Origin of the sequence: Mucilaginibacter lappiensis (assembly GCF_050433765.1) — a bacterium.
Taxonomy (GTDB): domain Bacteria; phylum Bacteroidota; class Bacteroidia; order Sphingobacteriales; family Sphingobacteriaceae; genus Mucilaginibacter; species Mucilaginibacter lappiensis_A.
On sequence record NZ_JBNPWP010000001.1, the window covers coordinates 187,549 to 206,993 of the forward strand.

Here is a 19,445-nt window from a genome sequence, read left to right on the forward strand (position 1 = left end):
AAAGACTGCTCATCGACGGTGATTTTCAAAATAAATAATTACTTGAAATTCCGCCCCTTGAAGAAATGGTCTTCCGGCTGCTGTGTCTTCAGCGGCTTTTCCAGCGGCACGAATGGTGACGCCTTTTCATCAGCCCGCGATAGGGTGAGCACCGGTTGTTTTTCATTCCGGATTGCCGTCAGATCACCTAATAATTTGGTGATGTCAAAAACACGTCTGACAATAATATGCGTGACTTCAGTACGTTCGACTACCCCTTCAACCATCAGCAAGCGGGCATGTAAGATCTCTTTACGGTATTTGTCAAATAGCTTAGGGAATACAACCAGGTTGGTCGTACCGGTTTCATCTTCCAGGGTTATGAAGCAAACACCTTTGGCGGTGCCGGGCCGCTGACGGACAAGGATCAGTCCGGCGGTTTTAATAACTGTCTTGTTCTCTGTTTGGTTTGCATCTTTCGCTGTTTTAATATGCAGCAGGTCGAGCGTATGCCGGATAAAGCTGAGTGGATGGCCTTTAATCGAGAGGCCTGTTGTCGCGTAATCCTGCACGACGTGTTCGGACAAACGTAAAGCCGGCAAATCTACTTCCGGCTCGTGTAAGCTTTCCGACGGCTGGCCTTGCATGAGCTGTACCGGACGGTCATGCAGGGCGGCAACTTCCCAAAGGGCACGTCTTCGGTCAAGGTCCATGGATCGAAAAGCATCGGCATTAGCGAGGCGTTCCACGGTGGCAACGCTGACACCTGCATCACAAATTTGATGGGGAGCGGTGTAGGGTTTGATTCTCCCGGTAACCAGTTTTTCCATTTCTTCCTGGTGAATGCCGTTGATTTCGCGAAAGCCTAAGCGCAGCGCAAAATACTGACCTTGCTTAGCTTCCAGCGTACTGTCCCATTGCGAGAGGTTAACATCTATGGGCAGCATTTTTACCCCATGCTCCCGCGCATTGCGCACGATTTGTGCCGGTTGGTAGAAGCCCATAGGCTGGCTGTTCAATAAGGCCGCGGCAAATACTTCAGGATAGTAAAATTTCAGCCAGCAGGAAACATAAACCAATAAGGCAAAACTGGCCGCATGACTTTCAGGAAAGCCATAACTGCCGAATCCCTCCAGCTGTTTGAAGATCCGGCGTGCGTATTCTTCGCTATAACCGCGCGTGGTCATCCCATTAATTAATTTATGCTCGAACTTGCTGACCATCCCATTGAACTTAAAGGTAGCCATCGTCCGGCGCAGCAGGTCAGCCTCGCCGGGAGTGAACCCTGCCGCCACAATAGCCAGTTCCATCGCCTGTTCCTGAAACAGCGGCACGCCAAGTGTTCGTTCCAAAATGGAACGGATCTCTTCGGATGGATAATCTACCGCTTCTTCGCCATTCCGTCGCCTGATATATGGATGAACCATATCGCCCTGTATCGGGCCGGGTCGTACAATAGCTACTTCGATCACGAGATCATAAAAACAGGTGGGCTTCATACGCGGCAGCATAGACATTTGTGCGCGGCTCTCGATCTGAAAAACGCCGAGCGTATCAGCTGCAGTGATCATTTCATAAACTTTTGGGTCATCATGCGGAATATTGGCCAGGGTCAGGTTAACACCGTAATGATTTTGCACCAGATCAAAAGCCTTTCGGATACAGGTCAGCATACCCAAAGCCAGTACATCCACTTTCATAAAACCGAGCGCATCAATATCATCCTTGTTCCATTCGATATTGGTACGGTTTTCCATGCGGGCGTGAAAGATCGGGCACAGGTCGCTGAGCTTCCCATCGGTAATCACGAAGCCGCCGGTATGCTGGCCAAGCTGGCGTGGAAAACCAATCAGGAGGCCGGTTAATTCAATCACTTTGAGCAAATGCGGATCTCGGAAATTAAGCCCTAAGGCACCGATTTGCTCAGCAGTAATTTCTTCATCAGAAAGGTTTCCATAAGCGTCCGAAAGTTGTTTGACGATATCGACCGAAAGGCCCATGGCGCGGCCGACGTCGTTTACCGCGCCTTTGTAATGAAGGGTGAATACCGTTGGCAGGATAGCGGCACGGTCACGGCCAAAGCGGTTATAAATATACTGGATCACTTCTTCGCGCCGCTCGTGTTCGAAGTCCACATCGATGTCAGGCGGTTCATTGCGTTCTTTCGACAAGAAACGGGCGAAAAGTAAATTAGATTTATCCGGCGGCACCGAGGTGATGCCGAGTACAAAACAAACAGCGGAATTAGCGGCCGAGCCTCTTCCCTGGCAAAGAATATGTTGACCGCGTGCCCAGGTCACATAATCTTCAACGGTTAAAAAGTAATCAGGCACATCAAGTTCCGCGATGATCTCCAGTTCGTCTTCGAGGGCTTTTTTAACTTTTGCAGGGATATTGCTTGAATAATGGCTATTCGCGCCTTTCCATGTCAGGTATTCCAATTGTTGCTGAGGCGTACGCCCATCCGTGGTCAGTTCACTGGGATATTTGTACTTCAGTGATTTGAGGTCGAATCGGCAGGAATCAGCGATAACCCGGGCATTGGTGAGCGCTTCCGGATAGTTACGGAATAAACGCTCCATTTCCGGTTTCTCTTTAAGATGGCGCTCCGCATTTTGATGCAGTTTATAACCGGCATTGAAAATGGTGCATTTTTCCCGGATGCAGGTCAAAACATCTTGAAGTTCCTTTCTTGACACGTTGTGATAATGTACATCGTTCGTAGCGACAAGCGGAATGTTCAATTCTGCCAGCAAGAACAGGCGCTTCGCATCATCCCCGGTATAATACTTGGTTGCCGCAAGATAGAGGTTGGGCAAATTTTGCCTGTATTCTTTCACATGGTGGGTAAAAACGAGTTCAAATTCAAAATCCTGCGTGATCTTGGCAGGCGGGATAATGATGAAATAGCTGCCTTCGGCATACTGGTAAACGTCCCTTTTAGAGATATGACATTTCTCTTTTTCAGCCCGGAGATTACCCAGGGTAAGCAGCGCGGATAGCCGGCCATAAGCCTCTTTGTCGGTAGGATAGGCCAGTAAACTTGGACCGTCCAGCAGGTCGAGACGCACACCTGGAACTAATCGGATGTTACGGTCTTTTGCGACCTGGTATGCACGTACAATACCGGCAAAGGTATTACGGTCGGTCAGGGCAATAGCGTCATAACCCAGGTCGGCCGCATGGTCGACAAGTTCCTCCGGATGGCTGCCGCCGCGCCGGAAGCTGAAATTGCTGGTCACCTGTAATTCGACGTAACTCATATGCGGTGTTAAGCAAAAAATCCATGTAAATACCAGTGCTGATTGTTCTCCGCATTATAATGCCCGGAGCGGAAAAGCCAGTATCGTTGCCCGGCTTCGTCTTCAGCTATATAATAGTCCCTGTGTTCGCCCGGTTCAAGCCACCATTCCCGTTCTATACGTTCCGGTCCGTCGGCACCGACTATAACATGCTGTTCGCCTTTCCAGATAAAAAGCTTCGGCGGATAATCAGGCGTGAGCGCCATCGCTTCAATGGGTTCCGGTGTATCCAGTAGCTGCATAGGCCGCGGTTTATCGGTACACCATTCGCTTTCGGGCGTTTTCTTAATATCGGTATTGAGTTTCGGTGTGCGTTCGGGCCAGTAATGTTCGCCGGGCAGATAATGATGGATATTAGCTGCGCCGATGCGTCCCGCCACGCGGTCAAGCAATTCAGCGACTTCTTCGTGATCGATCCCGCCTTTGGCCGACCATATTTCGCTTTGCTTATCACTGACAGGTTCGGTTTTCAGCGCATCAAGCGTAAACAGTTCAATACCAGCAAGGCCTGGGGCAACAGTGTCCAGTTTATTAAAAAAAAGCTTGAACAGGTGTTGTACCCGGTTGCTGGAGTGATTGGTGCCAATGGTGATGTTACCGTTCTTACCATCCACACGGTACCAGGTGAACATCGCCAAACGCAAGCCCAGTCCTTCGCCGTAAAGCCTCTTGCAAAGTTTCTCCAACAGGTTATTCAGCGCGATCTCGATGGCCGGTCTTGTTTTAATCGCTTCCAGGCATTCCAGCCGCTCATTGTAAGGTACGGGCTCTTTAAGCGGAAATAAATATTCCGGCTCCTGGCCGAGTGCTTGTTGTAAACGAAGAACCATATCCTTGCCAAAACGGCGGCGCAGTACCGAATTCGGCATATAAATAAAAGTGCTGACCTGGTGCAAACCAAGATTTCGCAATTTTAATAACTGGTTTAAGGGTAAACGCAGTGCGGACGGTGGTAATGGCATAAGCGCATTGCGGTGTTCGCTTTCGGCTACAATGAGGCCGGAGGAAGCGCAGCGGGCAACACCCCAGGCAGTGCCGATGGTATCGGCAATTGCCGGGCGAACATCATAGCCAATGGTTTTTAAGCGGGAGACAATCTCTTGCAAAAAAGCTTTTTCCCCGCCTTTCAAATGCGTACAGCCCGTTACGTCGAGTAATAAACCATCAGGCGGGTCCAGCTGAACAAGCGGCGTATAGCGCAGGCACCATTCGGCAAGGCCAGTTAGTAACTTCACGTTACGGCCGGGTTTGCCGTCAAAAACCTGGAGGTCGGGTGCAATGACGCGGGCGTCTGCCACGGTCATGCCTTCCGTCACCCCATACTTACGCGCCTCTTCGGTTAACGCAGTGATCAGCATGCGGCCATGATCGGGTTCGGCGAAGACATAGGCTTTCCCTTTCAGACCAGGCTGGCGGATCGCCTTTTGGTCTGTGAGTAAATGTCGGAACCATATGGACGCAAAACGCTTAGGCATACTGTCGGGTTTGTTCCTTAATTTGAGGTGTGACGATTGTCTGGAAACTTTGCTTTTTCCATTCTACTATCCAGCTTCCGGGTCTGCCATTCCTGACCTTGAGTAATTCAACCTGCCAGCGCGGATGCCCAACGCCGGGCATGCCGGTTCTTAACTGGCTACGCATAGGGCGGATTTGCCAGCGCGTAACACAAGCCGTCGTATTGGCTTTTTTTACATCCTTTCGCAGTATAAAGCCGGTCACATGGCTTTTCTCAACTGCTAATTGCAGCCTTTGAGATTCGGTAAAGCTGAGGTCTTTGGTTTCGCAGATCACCGTAGCCACACCTTCGCATTTCAGTGCTTCTTCGGTCACCCAAAGCACGTCTTTTTGCATCGGCACGTCCACGAAAATAACGCGGTCAGGATCGACACCAAAGAGCTTTAGCGCCGGCGGATAAATGCGCCGGGTATAGCTGATCCAAAGACAGGCACCGCCATCGCTCAATAATTTTTGAACCAGGCCTGCGATAAATCCCCCACAGGCTGCTGTCGCTTCCGGACTGTTGCTGATAAACTCATGGATGGCACCGGTTGGAAATACCCCATCAGGGAAAGCCGCCGCTACCGGGCCAAGGCCGAGGTCATTGTTCGTGCCAGGCTGGGGGGGACGAAAGCCTTCCCAGCGGATCATGTCCTGGCGGAGCTTACTAATGATATCTTGTTTTGTTGGTTGCATGGTACGGCGCTAAAAGTCAAATGTCATTTGGTCGAAAGTGAGTTTACGGCCGCTATTATATTGCCTGATGGCCGCCGCGATTACTTTAACCTCATCCAGTGTAAAAACATCATCTTCACTAAAGCCGATCACTTCTTCAGGCGGAAGCTGCTCTTCTTCAGTGTTCACGAAAATCATTGTGTTATGATTGAAGCTTCTGATTTGATAGCGCATAAAACCGACGTTATCAGCCAGTTGGTCGAGCTGTTCGACTGAAATTGTCAAAAGCCGCGCATTGATTTCGAGTTGTAAATTAAATGGTACCATGCTTGTCAAATTTGAAGATCATAAAGTTATGCTAATATTTTTAGCATTACCTCACTCTTTTATACATTTTTTTCTCCACTTTTGTTTTCATGAGAAGTAAGCTGTTCGAAGAGAGGCCGAAAACGGCCAAAATAAGTAATGAAAGATGGGTGCGCGTTATGCCGGACAAAGGCGATGGCTACATGCTATATGATGTTTTACGGGAGGTTCCGATCGGCCGGATATTGTTCGATGCTGATGATAATTGGATTTATGACGGGAATGTATTGACCGTAGATGAACAGGAAGATGTAGCAGGGTTTATCAGCGGTCATCATAAAGAGATGGATAAACTGATCAGTGAATTATAAAAGATGATGGAGCAATTATGTTTTTTTCCGGAGGCAGGGCAGAGTAAAGGCCTGCCTGTTGATTTTTTAGAATACTTTCCGGGACTGCTTAGCCAGGAGGAGGGCGACTTCTTTCTGCAAAAATTTATCGCGGCAGCACCCTGGAAACAAACGGTGCAAAAAATGTACGATAAAGAGGTGATTACGCCCCGCTTAACCGCATGGTACGGTGACTTGGGCACGGATTATTCCCATCCCGGAAGAATAGCTAACCCAACCCCATGGACACCGGAATTACTGGCGATTAAAAAAATGGTGGAGCCTTTAGCAGGTACTCAGTTTAACAGCGTGTTATTAAATTATTACCGCGATGGAAATGATTCTGTTGCCTGGCATAGTGACAAGGAAAGCATCCTGGGCAAACATCCGGTGATCGCGTCGGTGAGCTTCGGACAGGTTCGCAGCTTTGATATCCGCAACAAAACAGACCATAACGAAAAATATTCGGTACGGTTGGAACATGGCTCGTTTCTCCTGATGAAAGGTGGATTGCAGGAGCACTGGGAGCACCGCATTGCCAAGTCGGTTAAACCCATGAAAGCCCGGGTGAACCTGACCTTCCGTGTTGTGATCTGATATTTACCAACACTATTTAATTTTAAAACTATCCTCCACATATATTCGCAACATGAAGAAACTGTTTATTTTTTGCTTGATAGCCCTTTCCGTAGTACTGGTATCGTGGGGCTTTAAAGGTCACCGCGCAATCGCGACCATCGCACAAAAACACCTGACCAGCAATACAGCCTATGTTGTTTCAGCTTACTTAAAAGGTGAAAGCATGGCTGATATTGCAACCTGGGCAGATGAGAATCGTAATAATAAAACTGCACCCTGGCATTTTTTAAATCTGCCATTGGGCCTAACACATGAACAATTTGTAAAGTTTGTAAGTGAAAGCGACAATAATGTTTACAGTGCTATCCTAAAAACAGAAGCAAGCTTAAGAGATAAAAGTTTAACGCCCGATCAAAAGAACGAGGCCCTAAAATACCTGATTCATCTGGTAGGGGATGCGCATCAGCCAATGCATATTAGCCGTAAAGAAGACAAGGGAGGCAATACCATACAGGTACGTTTTGACAACAAAGGAACCAACCTGCACAGCCTGTGGGACAGTAAATTAGTCGACCATGAAGGCCTAAGCGAGCCGGAAATTGCCAAAACTTACGACGTGGCCACAACTGCACAGATCAAGCAGTGGCAATCGGATAGCCCAATGGAATGGATTTGGGAAAGCTACCAGATTAGCAGCGAACTTTATGCACAGGTTAAACCGGGCCAGGTAATTGATGAAGCTTACTATCAAAAGTACATATCGGTAATTCGTAGGCGTATCGATCAGGCCGGTATCCGTCTGGCAGGCGAACTCAATAAATTATTTAACAATGAGCAGGCGAAAGTTGCACCTGAAACTCCTGTAGTGACACCTGCAATAGCGCAAAATGCTACCTCAGTAAAGCTGGAAGAAATTAAAAATGCAATTGGAAAAACTGTTAAGGTACAAGGCAAGGTTTTCAGCAGCAAAGATATTGGCAGTATGATATTGGTAAACTTAGGTGCTGCCTATCCTAACCAATTACTAACCGTGGCACTCAAAGGAAAAGCCAAGGAGTTGGGAAATCAACTCGGTGACAAAATAATCACCGTGGAAGGCGAGGTGATCGATTATAGAGGAAAACCCGAAATCATCATTACAGATCCTTCAAAGCTGAAATTCTAAGGTAGGCACCTATAAGTGATAATAAATAGTTATCCGTTGTTTATTGCTAGCCATACACTTCATGCGTAAAAATAATCTATTGAATACTAACATAGTGGAATACTCACTTCGAGAGCTCTCGAAAGCCGTTTTGGCCAGGCCAAAAATTGGCTTGCTGACTTAGCTTGGTTTTTTTAGCAAAGAGAAATTGGGCCAAAAGCAAATTTCCGATATTAAAACGTCCCGAAGCCAGTTCCAGCGTTAGCCTAGTTGCTGACGCAGTACATAGATGAGGGGAAAGCGTGGATGGGTTAATACTGAAACAAAGCTGTTAACTTAGTGATCTTAAACAGACAATATGCCATTTAAAGACGATACAAAACAAAAATTGATACCCTACATCATGGGCAAACAGAATGCTGAGGAACGAAAGGGAAGGGCGCTCTTAGATATATTTGTAAACTTGGGTGTACGCGATGCCTGGAAAGGCACTTTGCCTTTTTACCCTGGGCGTGAACAACCGATGTATAAAAAAGATTATGTCGCTTCAAGACTGGACTTGATCAATGAGCAAGCGATCATCCAGCTTTTGACCATGGTGGTCAATGAAGCCGAAAGTGAAGATACGGTAAAAGAGATCAATGAATTGATCTTGAAAGATCATTATTCTGTCAGTTCGCAAGACGGCAAATATGTGATCCTTGGCAACGTGGCAGCGCCCGTAGGCATCTCGCCAAGCCAAGTACATTTTCAGCAAATTGAAGCAAAAGTCCTCGACGCATTGGACAAGGCTAAAGTATCGATCTGGCTGGCAATGGCCTGGTTTACCAACGAACGCCTGCAACAGAAGTTGTTACAGAAATTGCAGGAAGACTTAGAAATCAGGATTATCATCTTTAAAGATGGCGTTAATAAAAGGCACGGTGTTGATCTGACCGGATTTGATGTTGTGGAAATGCGGGGCTCACGGGGAGGGATCATGCATAATAAGTTTTGTGTGATCGACAACCAAGTGGTCGTATCGGGTTCTTATAACTGGTCGGATGGTGCAGAATTCAGGAATGACGAAAATGTTAGCGTTAATCCAAATAATGACTTTGCAACAGCCCATAGTTTAGAGTTTAAACGGCTGTTAAAAGAACACGAGCAGAAGCAATTACGAAAAGCGTCGAAAAATCCACTCCCTGATCAAGATTAATTTTTTTTGTTTGATAGGTTATGAATGCTATATTTGTTCAAAGCTTCGAGCGGAAGCTTCCCATTCGTCTCAGTTAAGCCCTCCATAGCGCCGCTTTTAACAATTAACCTTTATCGAAACCCTTATTCTCGTTTCGAAAAACGGTAGGCGAATGACGTTTTTCTACGGGAGTTTAGAGGATCGATGACCATCAAAATTAATGGCCTTAGTGCCGACACGCTTAAACACCAGGCCAGAAAACTGCAAAAAGAGCTTGACATTACTTATCACGCTGCACTCGACCGTGTGGCTGTAACTCAAGGCTTTGCCCACTGGAAGCATTTACTCAAAAATCCGGACCGTCCACCTGAAAAGACCGAAACAATTCTCAGACCGGCACTGCCTAAGCCCGCAGTAGTTGATTGCTATGACACTTTTGGAGGCAAGTCTTTGGGTAAACGGCCTAACGCCCGGATGCCTGTTTCACAACACCGTTCGCTCGGCCTGGTGTTGCAAGAAGTATTGAACTACACCCGTTATCATAAGCGGGCTAACAAAGTCGTTAACGAGATCATTCTGCTCATGGACCGTTGGATGGGTTACGAGTATAACGAGGACGAATTGCCGACCCTAGAGTTCAACCAGATCTATCTCGGGCATCGGGAACTGATCTTAACGCTGGTCACCCGGCGGCGGGATCAATTACGATTAAAAAGAAAGTTTCGTGAAGGCCGGGTGATCATTGAACAAAATTACCATGACTGTGCGCCGGTACGGGAACTGCTCGGTCGATTTGACCTAGCGCTGAAGATGATGGACAAATGGCCGGCCAGCATTAAATTGCCTGCTCATAAAGAAAGGAAGTCCCGGTTGCCTGCTGGTTCATTTGTGACCAAAAAAGGGAGTAAAAAACTGATCATGGTATTCGCTCATAACTTTAGCCGGAATGTTATTGAGGGTTTCAGCGATGCCGGCTATTTCGTAGCAGGCCGCCACGAGGTAATTGCGGTTAAGGATATCGTTGACCCTGGCGCATTCAAACCAAAGCGACTTTATGTACCGTATGGTAAGTGGTTTTGTGAGGATGGCCGCGAGGTCTTATTCAACCGGGATTACACGCCGATCTGGTCAAAATCCAAAGACGGTTTAATAGAACGGATCGATCCGGCAGCGAAAACCAGCTATAGCGATAGGGAGTTTTATTTCGATGACCGGACCGCACCCTATTATTATGGCAATTCGAAGACCCTTCAAAGCTGCGAGGCCATCTTGAAGGAATGGGGCGTCGAAGACCAGTTGCCGCTGATCTCTGATCGTTTCCCCGACGCCATTGCAGCTGGTGACGTTGGTTTGCTGGCGCCGAAAGGCTTTTCGTAGATCCCTAATTGATGCGAAAAAGCTTCTATTATAGCGGGACTTAAACAATGGCCGGGAAAAGACATTTACCCGGCCATTAGTATTTCTGTCGAGGTTTAGATTAACGCCAATTGCTTTTACATGATCTGACAGGTCCATTGCGTGATCCCCATTCGGCTTAGTGGCAAGTTTTTTCAGACAGGAAAAGCTTTAGGCTTCATGAGCCGGTATTGTATTATTTATAATCTTTATTTGTTTATCCAGTTTGTATATAGCCTTCTTTAAGAATCGTTTCTTTAATTCCTTCAAACAAATACGCTTCATCATTATTAGGATACCTAATTAAAAAATCATCTATGGCAGCGATTGTTTTATCTACTGAGCGATGTTGGGCGAAATGAATATAAAGCCAAAATAAATTATTTCGTTCATCAAGTTCGATATTCTCCGCCAAAGCAAATTGATAAACAATATCATGAATATCATTTAATTGGTTTAGTACTAAAAAAACCAGGTAAGTAAACGAACCTTGCGCGATACCATCTTTCAAAAAACATAGTGATACCTCCACAGCTTTTGGGGTAAATAATTCGTTGATAAATTCTGCAATTTTAAGTCGAATGCTTGATGCTTGATAATGCAAATAATCCTCCGAATTCCAAAAAACGGTTGAATTGTCCAAATAATTACTTAGCATCCCAAGTATATTAATTTGAATGCCTTTTTCATTAATGTTAGCAAAATTTAAAATGATGTAATACCAAGATGCTTGTCTTTCCCTATGGTTTGCAAATAATGACTTTAACCCTGTATAACAGATGTCTGGCTGAGAAAGATTTGTAAATGCCTCCAAGCTTCTACCAAAGTTCTCGTAGTTTTTGTAATCCCGGCTGTAATTGGTAAAATGTTCTTTGAATAACGGAAAGGTTTTCAGCGAAAGTTCGTTGTTTCTATCTACCCGTATATTATGTGATTTGTTTAGCAAAATTTGAGGGTTGATCTTAAGATATTCAGTTATGTTAACCCAGTAAGCTCTTTCCAATTCTACATCGAAAACTATTCCGGCGATTGGCAAAAGATGATTATTCCAATATTGCAAATGATCAAGGTCTGCTGGTATTTTATATCCTGTTTTATCTTTATAGCTTTTACCGCTCTTGATTTGAGCAAATACACAAAAGCTGGTCGCAATATTATTATCTATAAATTCGATGAAGCAGTCATTGCCTTGGTCATTATTCAAGCTTATTGCTTGATATATGCAGTTGTGGCTTTTAACAATTGACTTAATAAATTCCACCCCAAGATTTTCAATGGGTTTGTTGGTGCTTCTTTTTGTAGTCATTTCCGTTTAATAATCAATATTAATTAAATGGAGAACCTAATTCGATCAAAAATCCTGAAGAATTGTCATTGCCGACTGCAGATTTTAGGGTAACTCCACTGACTATGTTTAATAACCAGTTTTTATCCGATTGAATGATCCTAAGTATTTCAGTTTCGGTATACAATTCATAAAATCCATCAGATGCTACCAATACCTTATCGCCGTAGGCAAGTTCCATCTGCTTGATCTCCGGGTAATAAATTTTATCCTTCCCACAAATGCTCCTGGTCACTACATGGCGTACGGATGAATTTATATATACTTCTTTGGACTTGTTGTTAATTCTTAATTCATTTTCAAGCGTATGAGATACCGAGCTAAAATGTATTTTATTGTTTCTTAAAATCATTAACTTGACGTCACCCACCCAAAAAACAATAGTGTTTGAGCCATGAATTAATATGCCGCCTAAGGTTGCACCAGATTCAGCTCCCTTTTCAAGAACCAGCTTTTTTATCCGCTCATTTGCGGTTGAAACCGCGGATGAGAGCAATTCGTCATCTTTGGCATTGTTTAACTGATAACTGAATTGTTCATTTAGTGTTTGTATAACGAGCTCTGCTGCTAAATCCCCATAGCTGTAGCCCCCCATTCCATCGGCTACCAGAAATAACGAAGTTTCATCATTTATTTGGAGTGCTGAAATCTTGTCTTGATTACTCTTCCTTTTGCCAATTTCAGAAAATTGTTGGTATTCAATTTTATATTGCTTTAAGTGTTGCTCCCCCATGTTTTGTAACTCTTGGACGCGTGTTGATTTTCACCGGCCTTGTTGTAATTCCTTTGTCTGTTGATTTGGTAGCCCATAGAAAACCTTCCCCCGGCGCTAATGATGATAAATCAGCTGGGGTTAATGCTTGTAAGGGGGTAATGGATTTTTGAATATGTTTAAGCCATTGTGGACTATTAAACTTATGTAATAGTACAATACTGCTAAGTTCTATAATTTCATTAGGTAAACTTGGGGGGTCTTGACTGGCAATCAGAATACTTACGCCTTTGTGCCTCATTTCCCTGATTGCTGTCACAATGGAATTTGTAAGGTCCTTATTGTTCATATACTTATGAGCCTCATCAAAAACGATGAACTTGTTGAATGATTTGCCATTCACTTCCTTAACACCGGAGAAAATATTAAGCATAATTACGAACAATCCTAAGGCCTCGTCCTTTTCAATGAATTCATCCCTGAGATCGACCACGATCAATCGGCCGGGTTTAAGTTTATCATTTAAAAAATCTTTATCGTTGATATATTGCGACGCAAAATTCAGTCGTTGTAAGGCTAAACTACGTTGTGCGTTCGAAAGCAAAAGTGAATCGTTTACGCTTTGGATCAAGCCATTAATACTTAGGTTATTTCGATTCTCACGCATTAAAGCCTTTAATTGACGAACATAAGTGGCATCATTGCCGACTGCCCCTAACAGAAACATCCAGTCCTGAACACTTAATTCATTCGAATTGAAGCTTATTGGATAAACTTGAATTGAGGGGAAATCGCGCTTTCTGTCCTCAAGTTTATCAGTAGGCGTTAAAAGTATGACATCCTCTAATTTGTCCGGCATTGCACCATAGTGCTGTTTCAGCAGAGCTATTTCGCGTTCCTGGTCATTGATATATATCATGGAGGTAAACTCCGGTTCATAATCCATGCTTTCGCTATAGTGAAATATTACGCCGGACAACGGAGCCGGTAATAAATTCACTTGATTATACTGCTTGAGCATCATTTCGGTGATGGTGCCAATCGTGTAGCTTTTACCACCTCCTTGTACACCAAAGAGACTGATGGTATTTGTTTCGCTAGCATCAATAGCAATTTTCTTGCCATGTATGGTCTTTCCAAGTATGCCATATTGGAGACTTTCGGAATTCTTGCCAATCATGATATCATAATCAGGGGCCATAGTTTTTGAAGCAGGTAAATAGGGTTCTATCGGTTCAGCAGCAAGGGGCAGGGAATCTCCTGGCTCTTCATTTTCACGGTTCTCTTTTTTCAATCCTTCTGTCTCTACACCCTTGGACTCCATCTCCGGCTCATTTGTTTCTTGCGGTTTAACAATGACCGGGGCCGGCTCTTTTGACATTTTAAATTGGCGCACGAAGGGGGAAAGTTCTTTTTTACCACCAAATGCAGCTACTATTTCTGCATCCTCGTCGACTTTCTCTAATCTGTAAGTATTCAAGTCTGAATTAGGATCTATGATGTCTGAAATCAATTTGCCCCCAAAAGTGAAAAACGTCAGGTTAGAATCAACAGTCTCTTTTTTGTGCCGAATTGCAGAAGCAAAATCGAAAATGATACCAAGCTCCTTAAATTCGATTGAAAAGCCATTGTCCAATGATTGTAAGAAGAATATATAGTGTTGATAAGTGTTATCCGCGAGGAAACCATAGCGTTTAGCTCTGTTTATATAAAATTCGAGTAAAGATTTTAACTCTTTATTTTTTATTTGGCGGTCAAGTCTGTCGAAGGATAAATTATTATTAGGATCAAAGTGTGTTTTTAAAGCTAGAATTGTGTTATCAATCTGGCTTTTCATTTTAATTTTTAGACTAGCCCTATCCACATCTGTTAGTGCCCTCCGGCATTTAATCTCGATAACCGTAACTTCAATTATTTTTTTATCGGGGTTTATTCTAACCAAAATGTTATCTGCACGACTTTTATCATCTGTTGGAAGTGCTTTAAATAGATCCTGATGTAAGTCAATCGGAATCAAGAATGCATCTTCCAGGATCTTTTTCTTTTCTAAAACGCGCTTGGTAAAAGCAGCGCCGATCACTTCAAAAGCCTTATTCTTTCCAGAGTTCAATTGCATCACCAACGAACTGCTTATCGCGCGTAAATCTTCCAATAACATTGTGATCGTTAAATCATTAGCCAGCGGGTCAAATGGGATATCAAATTCTTGGAAGTGAGGACCCAATAGACCGATTATTTCAGAATTAGGCCTTGTTGTAAGAAAACTTGAAATGCCGGAAAGTTCTTCGTTTGGAATGTAGTCAAGTAAAAAAGGAATATTGCCGTCTTTACCAGGTAAATCAAAGACTTCGGGGCCAAGGTGCTTATCAAAAGTTATAACCCAGTCGCTATTATCATGCACATTATTGATCAAAACCTTGTCTACATCACCAAGCACCAGGGATATTGAGGGTAAAGAGTCGGAGGTTTTTCCCGCTAAAGAACTGGAAACGAATTTTTGCAGGTAACAAAATAAACTGACGGAATATTTAGCAATTTCGCCTATTGGCCTTACCTGCGCCCCATAGTTTACAAACTTATCCCATCGAATTTCCGAACCGGTTTCCTTTACTTCTGTTATTGGTTCTGAGATCAAACCGTTTAGGAAGAAGGAATTTCGTTCTGACACGGGCTTGAACAATTCTATTTTGGTAGAAAATGGACTTATTAAGAAGCTGAGATGTGCGCTGTAGCTTTCTGGTGATTCCAGATATTTTTTAATAGAGTTTACTGAAAATCTTAATTTTGGAAATAATCGATTTTCTGAGGGCCTTGAAAAAGCTTCTGCTTGTTCGCTTACGGTATATTCCGGATTTAATAGGTTTTTGAAACCTTCGCCCTGTTCGATAATCGTTTCTTTCCCTTTAAATAGCCGAATTTCATATTTGAGATTCTGAAACGAAGGATTCTTTTCCAATTCAACTAAAGCATTGGCAAAAGTGACCGCGTCCCCTGCATTGAAAAGATTGATTACAATTTTATCAGCATATGGGTGCTGTCTAATATAGTTCAATAAATATCTTTCGATAAGCCCCTGGCTGATTTCGTCATCTAACCTATTGGGTTTATCAATATTTAGTAGTCTGGAGACATAACCCTTTACCAAACGATTAACAGAAGTTAAGGTCTCAGTTTCAGAAAGTGAAGAGGGCATTAAATAGATGCCCCAACCATAAGTAATTTCGCCCGCGTATTGGAAACTTTTAAGCGTGTCAGGCTCAACAATTACCGGCAAATTATTATCGGGCATCAAATCACCAAGAAAGAAATTCTCAAGATTTTTAAACCAATCTTTTTTATAGCCTTCATACCCAATGGTTTTTTCCTCCCAATCCCCGAAAAGATCAAAGAGATTTAAAAACCAGGCAAGCCTCAACGGGTGTAATGGTGAAAGTAATTGAAAATTTAAAGATTTACCGTCTGGCAATTTGCTACTGACCTGAATTAGATCGAGATTTTGCAGTTCTGTTAATAATTCCTGAAGTTCATTCTTTTCCTGAATATTTTCTGCCGGAATTTCGTCAAAACGTTTGTTTAAATGCTTAAGGAATGCATCGAAACTACACAGGTAATTCTTCACAAGATCGACAAGTTCATAACTCGATGTCGTTTCGAAGACGCCGGTCCGATTAGGCGCAGAAGCTAAAAGCGCTTCAAATAATTCTGTCCGGCAGTTTTTTAAATCATCTGAGGCTAAATCATTGATAGAAGCGGCTATATATGTCGCCGAATTTAAATCAATTTTAGCCGAATTTGAGTCTAAATGGGCTTTGGCGTAACCTAAGGTGTCGCCATGGTTTAGTATCAAGTGCTCCAGAGATACTAGTTTACTACTCAAATTTATCTGGTAATTATCCTTCGAACTATACTGAATATGAAAAGTTAAATTTGTCTTTTTAAACGTATCATCCAGCCAATTTGCCGAGTTGTTTTCAGGCACAGGTATGGATGGCAGAATGGCGTTTTTCAATTGGTTGATCCGCCACTTAAAATAGGCTTGAGTAACATTACTCAATTTGTCCTTTCGTATACTATCATCGATTTCTATTTCGCCGATACTAAAATAGAAATCAATAGAGTCGCTGGATAGTTTATAATTTAATGACGCTTTATCCGGAGCGTCATCGGTGTTTTTTACTGACAGCCAATATTCCTGTATGTCAGCACTTTTGAAGTCATCATCAACATTGAGTAAAATGCCGTTTTCATCTTCAGCCTGGACCTTAATAAAGTAATTTCCTTCTTCGACAATGGAAGGATTTAATTCAACTGTTAGATCACGATACGGTTTATCAGTGCCGGTGTTCTTGCAAATTCTTAAATCATGAACAAATTCACCCGCATGACCATTCACGGAATACAAGGATAATCGAAAGCTTTTTAATTCTGATACATCCTTAGGTTTCGGTAACGTATGGATACGAACCTTGACCTTAACATTTTTATTAGGATTAGCAGTGATAAAAGTATCTCCGTCTTTATATTTCAATTCGGGACAGCTAATATTTGTTACCCATAGTTTAAAATCAATCTGATTTAAGTCGGGGATCAGCCAGTTTTTAAAATTTAATGCAGGTGCATTTTCAGCAATACTATTAACTAATTCCTTACTGTTTTTAATCGATTCTGAGCCTTTTAAAAACAGAACTATCTCACTTTGAATAGATTTTTTTTCAATTGGCAGTTGTTTTATTCGTTCGTAGATCGATTTTCCATAATCCGAAAGAATTGCGATGCTATTAAGATTAAAATTAAGACGGGCTCTGATTTTGTTAAAATCATTTAGGAGAGCTTCATCAGGGATCATGCCTAAAAAGTGTAAATGATTCCCAATATTTTCCTTGGAATAGGAGGATTGCTCCAGCGCCAGGAGGTACTGAATTGCCTGATTGGTTTTTAAGTTGTAGGAGTTTGTGTAATTAAATATTTCCTGCATATAGGCCTTATATTCCGCAGGGATCTGGGCAACTAATCTGCTCAATAATAAATTTTCAATACCAGATAGGTTAATATCCTTAAATGTGGCATTTCCATAAGAATCTTCGGCTGCAGTGCGGCTATTTGAGGGAATAAGAATCAGTAATGCTGAGGTTTCCTCATTGCGCATTTCGATCAACTTTGTCGCTGAAATATAATCCGGCCCAACCTCCTTATCCGAAAGAATATAAGTCTCTAAATCAGGAAATTGAATCCTGACCTTTGACAACAAAACATTTAATTGATCTTTCGCCAATCCGGTAATTTTCATACAGTGCCCTGGCAAGGCGCTTTCAAATTCACTGGCGTATTTATCGATTATTATATCGATGATATGTTGAAAGTAAGTGTTGATCATATAAAATGATATTGGTTAAAGTTCATAGCGGGGCCGTATTTTTTGCATGATGTAAGCGTCACTTAACACATTGTAAAATCCAATTTGCCTTAAGTTATTTTTAAAGGCTTCGACATTTTCCTTAAATGCGAGATTCACATTTAAATCTGCTGTTTCGAATCGTGTTTCTTCGACTCCATTAATGATAAGCCCGTACCTGGTACGCAAATTGGTTGTTAAATCTTCGATAGAAATTGGCTGCGTGGTAAACTTATTTCCGTCTGATTTCAACAGGAGTATTTGGACCAGGGTTTCCAACAAGCGTGTACCTAATACAAATCTCCGTGGATTTTTTTTGGTTCTCCCCTGAGCTATAAAGCCTCGTTCGGAATTCTTTTGAGCGAGATTGTCGATCAATTGAAAATGGTATCGGTATTGATAATTCCCTTTTTGATTGTTCACCAATTCGATGTATTTAGCAAAATAAGTTGGTTCAAACATTGCGAAGTCTTCGATCCATTCCCTGTCCTCCGCATCTATCTGATCGATCATAATATCCCAGCGCGCCTGAAAGTACGGTTCAAAGTCTTGCGGCGGATTTTTTAAGATATTTAAGGCAAAATTGACATCATTGGAGTTGGTTCTCGGTTTTCCAAGTTTTTTCAATGCAGCATTTATCTTGAAGGTTGCGCGTATGTAGTCGTATAGGCTATTAAGCATCCTTTCTGCATCAGCAATTGCTAACATACTCACTTTGCTATCAAGCTTTCCAGTAACGTCCAATACAACGCTCCAGTCATCCGGAACATCGGTTGTGCCGGCTTGAATCATTTTAGGTAGCAGATAGATGAGTTTTTGAAGATAAATCGAAAGGTGAAAGGATACTAACGTTTTAAGATAATCCAGCAAGACGTTTCTTGGTATGCTTCTTTTATATGCCAACAGGCAATTTATATCTTCGCAAAAAAGTTCGGCTTGCTTCTTCAATAATGGACCAATATGGTTAATGGTTTCTATGCTGTTAAAAACGCCTTGATCAATGTCCTTGATCAGCGTTAAAATGCCCAGACTGTCCACATCCAATCCTTTGAGATTGGTTATCCGTTTGGACGTGCGATCCCAACCCTCAGCCAAAAAGGACTTAAGTTCTTCTTTTGTTTTTGTATTTACTCCAAGCATTGAATATAACTGGTCGGCAGTGTTATAATCACGCGAATTAGGTGCATTACGTAGTCTATAGCTTTCAAGATGGATGGGACGTAAAGACGATATCTTTTCTTTATCCGGGTTACCACGATTCACCATATTAACCAGGTTGCTTCTCAGCCATAATTCCGCTGCATGAGGATATGTGGCAAACCCTTGAACATCCTGCTTCTTTTCCAGTGTCAAAAAGTTGTTTTTTAGTTTTTCAAGAGTCAATTCACCTCTATCAAGGCTAGTCGCGCGTTGTTTCGGCCTCACACCATTATGATTCAATAACATGAATAGATTCAATAATACATTGTCCATGTTAACTGCCTTTGCATCAATCGCAAAAATGAGTTCGTTTCTAAACGTAGTTTCTTCGGAGTTTAATTTTAATGCCATAG

13 protein-coding genes are annotated in these 19,445 nt (G+C 42.8%); 5 read left to right on the top strand and 8 right to left on the bottom strand.

Annotated features, from left to right (window positions below):
• Positions 1–38 precede the first annotated feature (38 nt).
• Genes M2273_RS00925 through M2273_RS00940 form a run of 4 tightly spaced genes read right to left on the bottom strand, consistent with a single transcriptional unit; the run spans position 39 to position 5,780 of the window.
• Positions 39–3,242, bottom strand: a complete 3,204-nt coding sequence (locus tag M2273_RS00925) for an error-prone DNA polymerase (protein ID WP_429391834.1) — start codon at positions 3,240–3,242, stop codon at positions 39–41.
• Between the two features lie 8 nt (positions 3,243–3,250).
• Positions 3,251–4,756: a Y-family DNA polymerase gene (locus tag M2273_RS00930; RefSeq protein ID WP_429391837.1), complete on the bottom strand. Its 1,506-nt coding sequence runs from the start codon at positions 4,754–4,756 to the stop codon at positions 3,251–3,253.
• Positions 4,749–5,474, bottom strand: a complete 726-nt coding sequence (locus M2273_RS00935; protein ID WP_429391840.1) for an ImuA family protein — start codon at positions 5,472–5,474, stop codon at positions 4,749–4,751. The genes M2273_RS00930 and M2273_RS00935 overlap by 8 nt, the downstream gene beginning before the upstream one ends.
• Positions 5,475–5,483: 9 nt before the next feature.
• On the bottom strand, positions 5,484–5,780 hold the full coding sequence (locus M2273_RS00940; RefSeq protein ID WP_429391842.1) for a hypothetical protein: 297 nt from the start codon (positions 5,778–5,780) through the stop codon (positions 5,484–5,486).
• An 89-nt stretch (positions 5,781–5,869) separates the two neighbouring features.
• Here M2273_RS00940 and M2273_RS00945 point away from each other — a divergent pair, with 89 nt between their 5' ends.
• The 5 genes from M2273_RS00945 to M2273_RS00965 all read left to right on the top strand — a co-directional run bounded on the left by M2273_RS00945 (position 5,870) and on the right by M2273_RS00965 (position 10,425).
• Positions 5,870–6,130, top strand: coding sequence for a hypothetical protein (locus tag M2273_RS00945; RefSeq protein WP_429391844.1), 261 nt, complete (start codon positions 5,870–5,872; stop codon positions 6,128–6,130).
• A gap of 3 nt (positions 6,131–6,133) precedes the next feature.
• The gene (locus M2273_RS00950; protein WP_429391846.1) at positions 6,134–6,745 is read left to right on the top strand and encodes an alpha-ketoglutarate-dependent dioxygenase AlkB family protein; all 612 of its coding nucleotides are present in this window, start codon (positions 6,134–6,136) and stop codon (positions 6,743–6,745) included.
• Positions 6,746–6,797: 52 nt separating this feature from the next.
• Positions 6,798–7,892 (top strand): S1/P1 nuclease, encoded by a 1,095-nt coding sequence (locus tag M2273_RS00955; protein ID WP_429391849.1) that lies wholly within the window; start codon positions 6,798–6,800, stop codon positions 7,890–7,892.
• 337 nt (positions 7,893–8,229) lie between these two features.
• Entirely contained in the window at positions 8,230–9,069 is an 840-nt protein-coding gene (locus M2273_RS00960; RefSeq protein ID WP_429391851.1) for a phospholipase D-like domain-containing protein, read from the top strand.
• 183 nt (positions 9,070–9,252) lie between these two features.
• Entirely contained in the window at positions 9,253–10,425 is a 1,173-nt protein-coding gene (locus M2273_RS00965; RefSeq protein ID WP_429391853.1) for a DUF5623 domain-containing protein, read from the top strand.
• A 235-nt stretch (positions 10,426–10,660) separates the two neighbouring features.
• Here M2273_RS00965 and M2273_RS00970 read toward each other — a convergent pair whose 3' ends face one another.
• From M2273_RS00970 to mads7, 4 genes are read right to left on the bottom strand one after another with little or no spacing between them, the layout of a single operon-like run.
• Positions 10,661–11,749 carry a DUF4365 domain-containing protein gene (locus M2273_RS00970; RefSeq protein ID WP_429391856.1) on the bottom strand — a complete coding sequence of 363 codons (1,089 nt, stop codon included), beginning with the start codon at positions 11,747–11,749 and terminating at the stop codon, positions 10,661–10,663.
• 19 nt (positions 11,750–11,768) lie between these two features.
• Positions 11,769–12,521, bottom strand: coding sequence for a PP2C family protein-serine/threonine phosphatase (locus M2273_RS00975; RefSeq protein ID WP_429391858.1), 753 nt, complete (start codon positions 12,519–12,521; stop codon positions 11,769–11,771).
• On the bottom strand, positions 12,493–17,874 hold the full coding sequence (gene mads8 / locus M2273_RS00980) for a methylation-associated defense system ATP-binding protein MAD8 (RefSeq protein WP_429391861.1): 5,382 nt from the start codon (positions 17,872–17,874) through the stop codon (positions 12,493–12,495). Before mads8 ends, M2273_RS00975 begins: the two co-directional genes overlap by 29 nt.
• Positions 17,875–17,889: 15 nt before the next feature.
• Complete coding sequence (gene mads7 / locus M2273_RS00985; protein WP_429391863.1) at positions 17,890–19,443, bottom strand: methylation-associated defense system protein MAD7; 1,554 nt, start codon at positions 19,441–19,443, stop codon at positions 17,890–17,892.
• Positions 19,444–19,445 lie beyond the last annotated feature (2 nt).

Excerpts from the sequence above, each read along its gene's own strand:
- M2273_RS00925 (WP_429391834.1), bottom strand. The coding sequence starts at position 3,242 with ATGAGTTACGTCGAATTACAGGTGACCAGCAATTTCAGCTTCCGGCGC.
- M2273_RS00930 (WP_429391837.1), bottom strand. The coding sequence starts at position 4,756 with ATGCCTAAGCGTTTTGCGTCCATATGGTTCCGACATTTACTCACAGAC.
- M2273_RS00935 (WP_429391840.1), bottom strand. The coding sequence starts at position 5,474 with ATGCAACCAACAAAACAAGATATCATTAGTAAGCTCCGCCAGGACATG.
- M2273_RS00940 (WP_429391842.1), bottom strand. The coding sequence starts at position 5,780 with ATGGTACCATTTAATTTACAACTCGAAATCAATGCGCGGCTTTTGACA.
- M2273_RS00945 (WP_429391844.1), top strand. The coding sequence starts at position 5,870 with ATGAGAAGTAAGCTGTTCGAAGAGAGGCCGAAAACGGCCAAAATAAGT.
- M2273_RS00950 (WP_429391846.1), top strand. The coding sequence starts at position 6,134 with ATGATGGAGCAATTATGTTTTTTTCCGGAGGCAGGGCAGAGTAAAGGC.
- M2273_RS00955 (WP_429391849.1), top strand. The coding sequence starts at position 6,798 with ATGAAGAAACTGTTTATTTTTTGCTTGATAGCCCTTTCCGTAGTACTG.
- M2273_RS00960 (WP_429391851.1), top strand. The coding sequence starts at position 8,230 with ATGCCATTTAAAGACGATACAAAACAAAAATTGATACCCTACATCATG.
- M2273_RS00965 (WP_429391853.1), top strand. The coding sequence starts at position 9,253 with ATGACCATCAAAATTAATGGCCTTAGTGCCGACACGCTTAAACACCAG.
- M2273_RS00970 (WP_429391856.1), bottom strand. The coding sequence starts at position 11,749 with ATGACTACAAAAAGAAGCACCAACAAACCCATTGAAAATCTTGGGGTG.
- M2273_RS00975 (WP_429391858.1), bottom strand. The coding sequence starts at position 12,521 with ATGGGGGAGCAACACTTAAAGCAATATAAAATTGAATACCAACAATTT.
- mads8 (WP_429391861.1), bottom strand. The coding sequence starts at position 17,874 with ATGATCAACACTTACTTTCAACATATCATCGATATAATAATCGATAAA.
- mads7 (WP_429391863.1), bottom strand. The coding sequence starts at position 19,443 with ATGGCATTAAAATTAAACTCCGAAGAAACTACGTTTAGAAACGAACTC.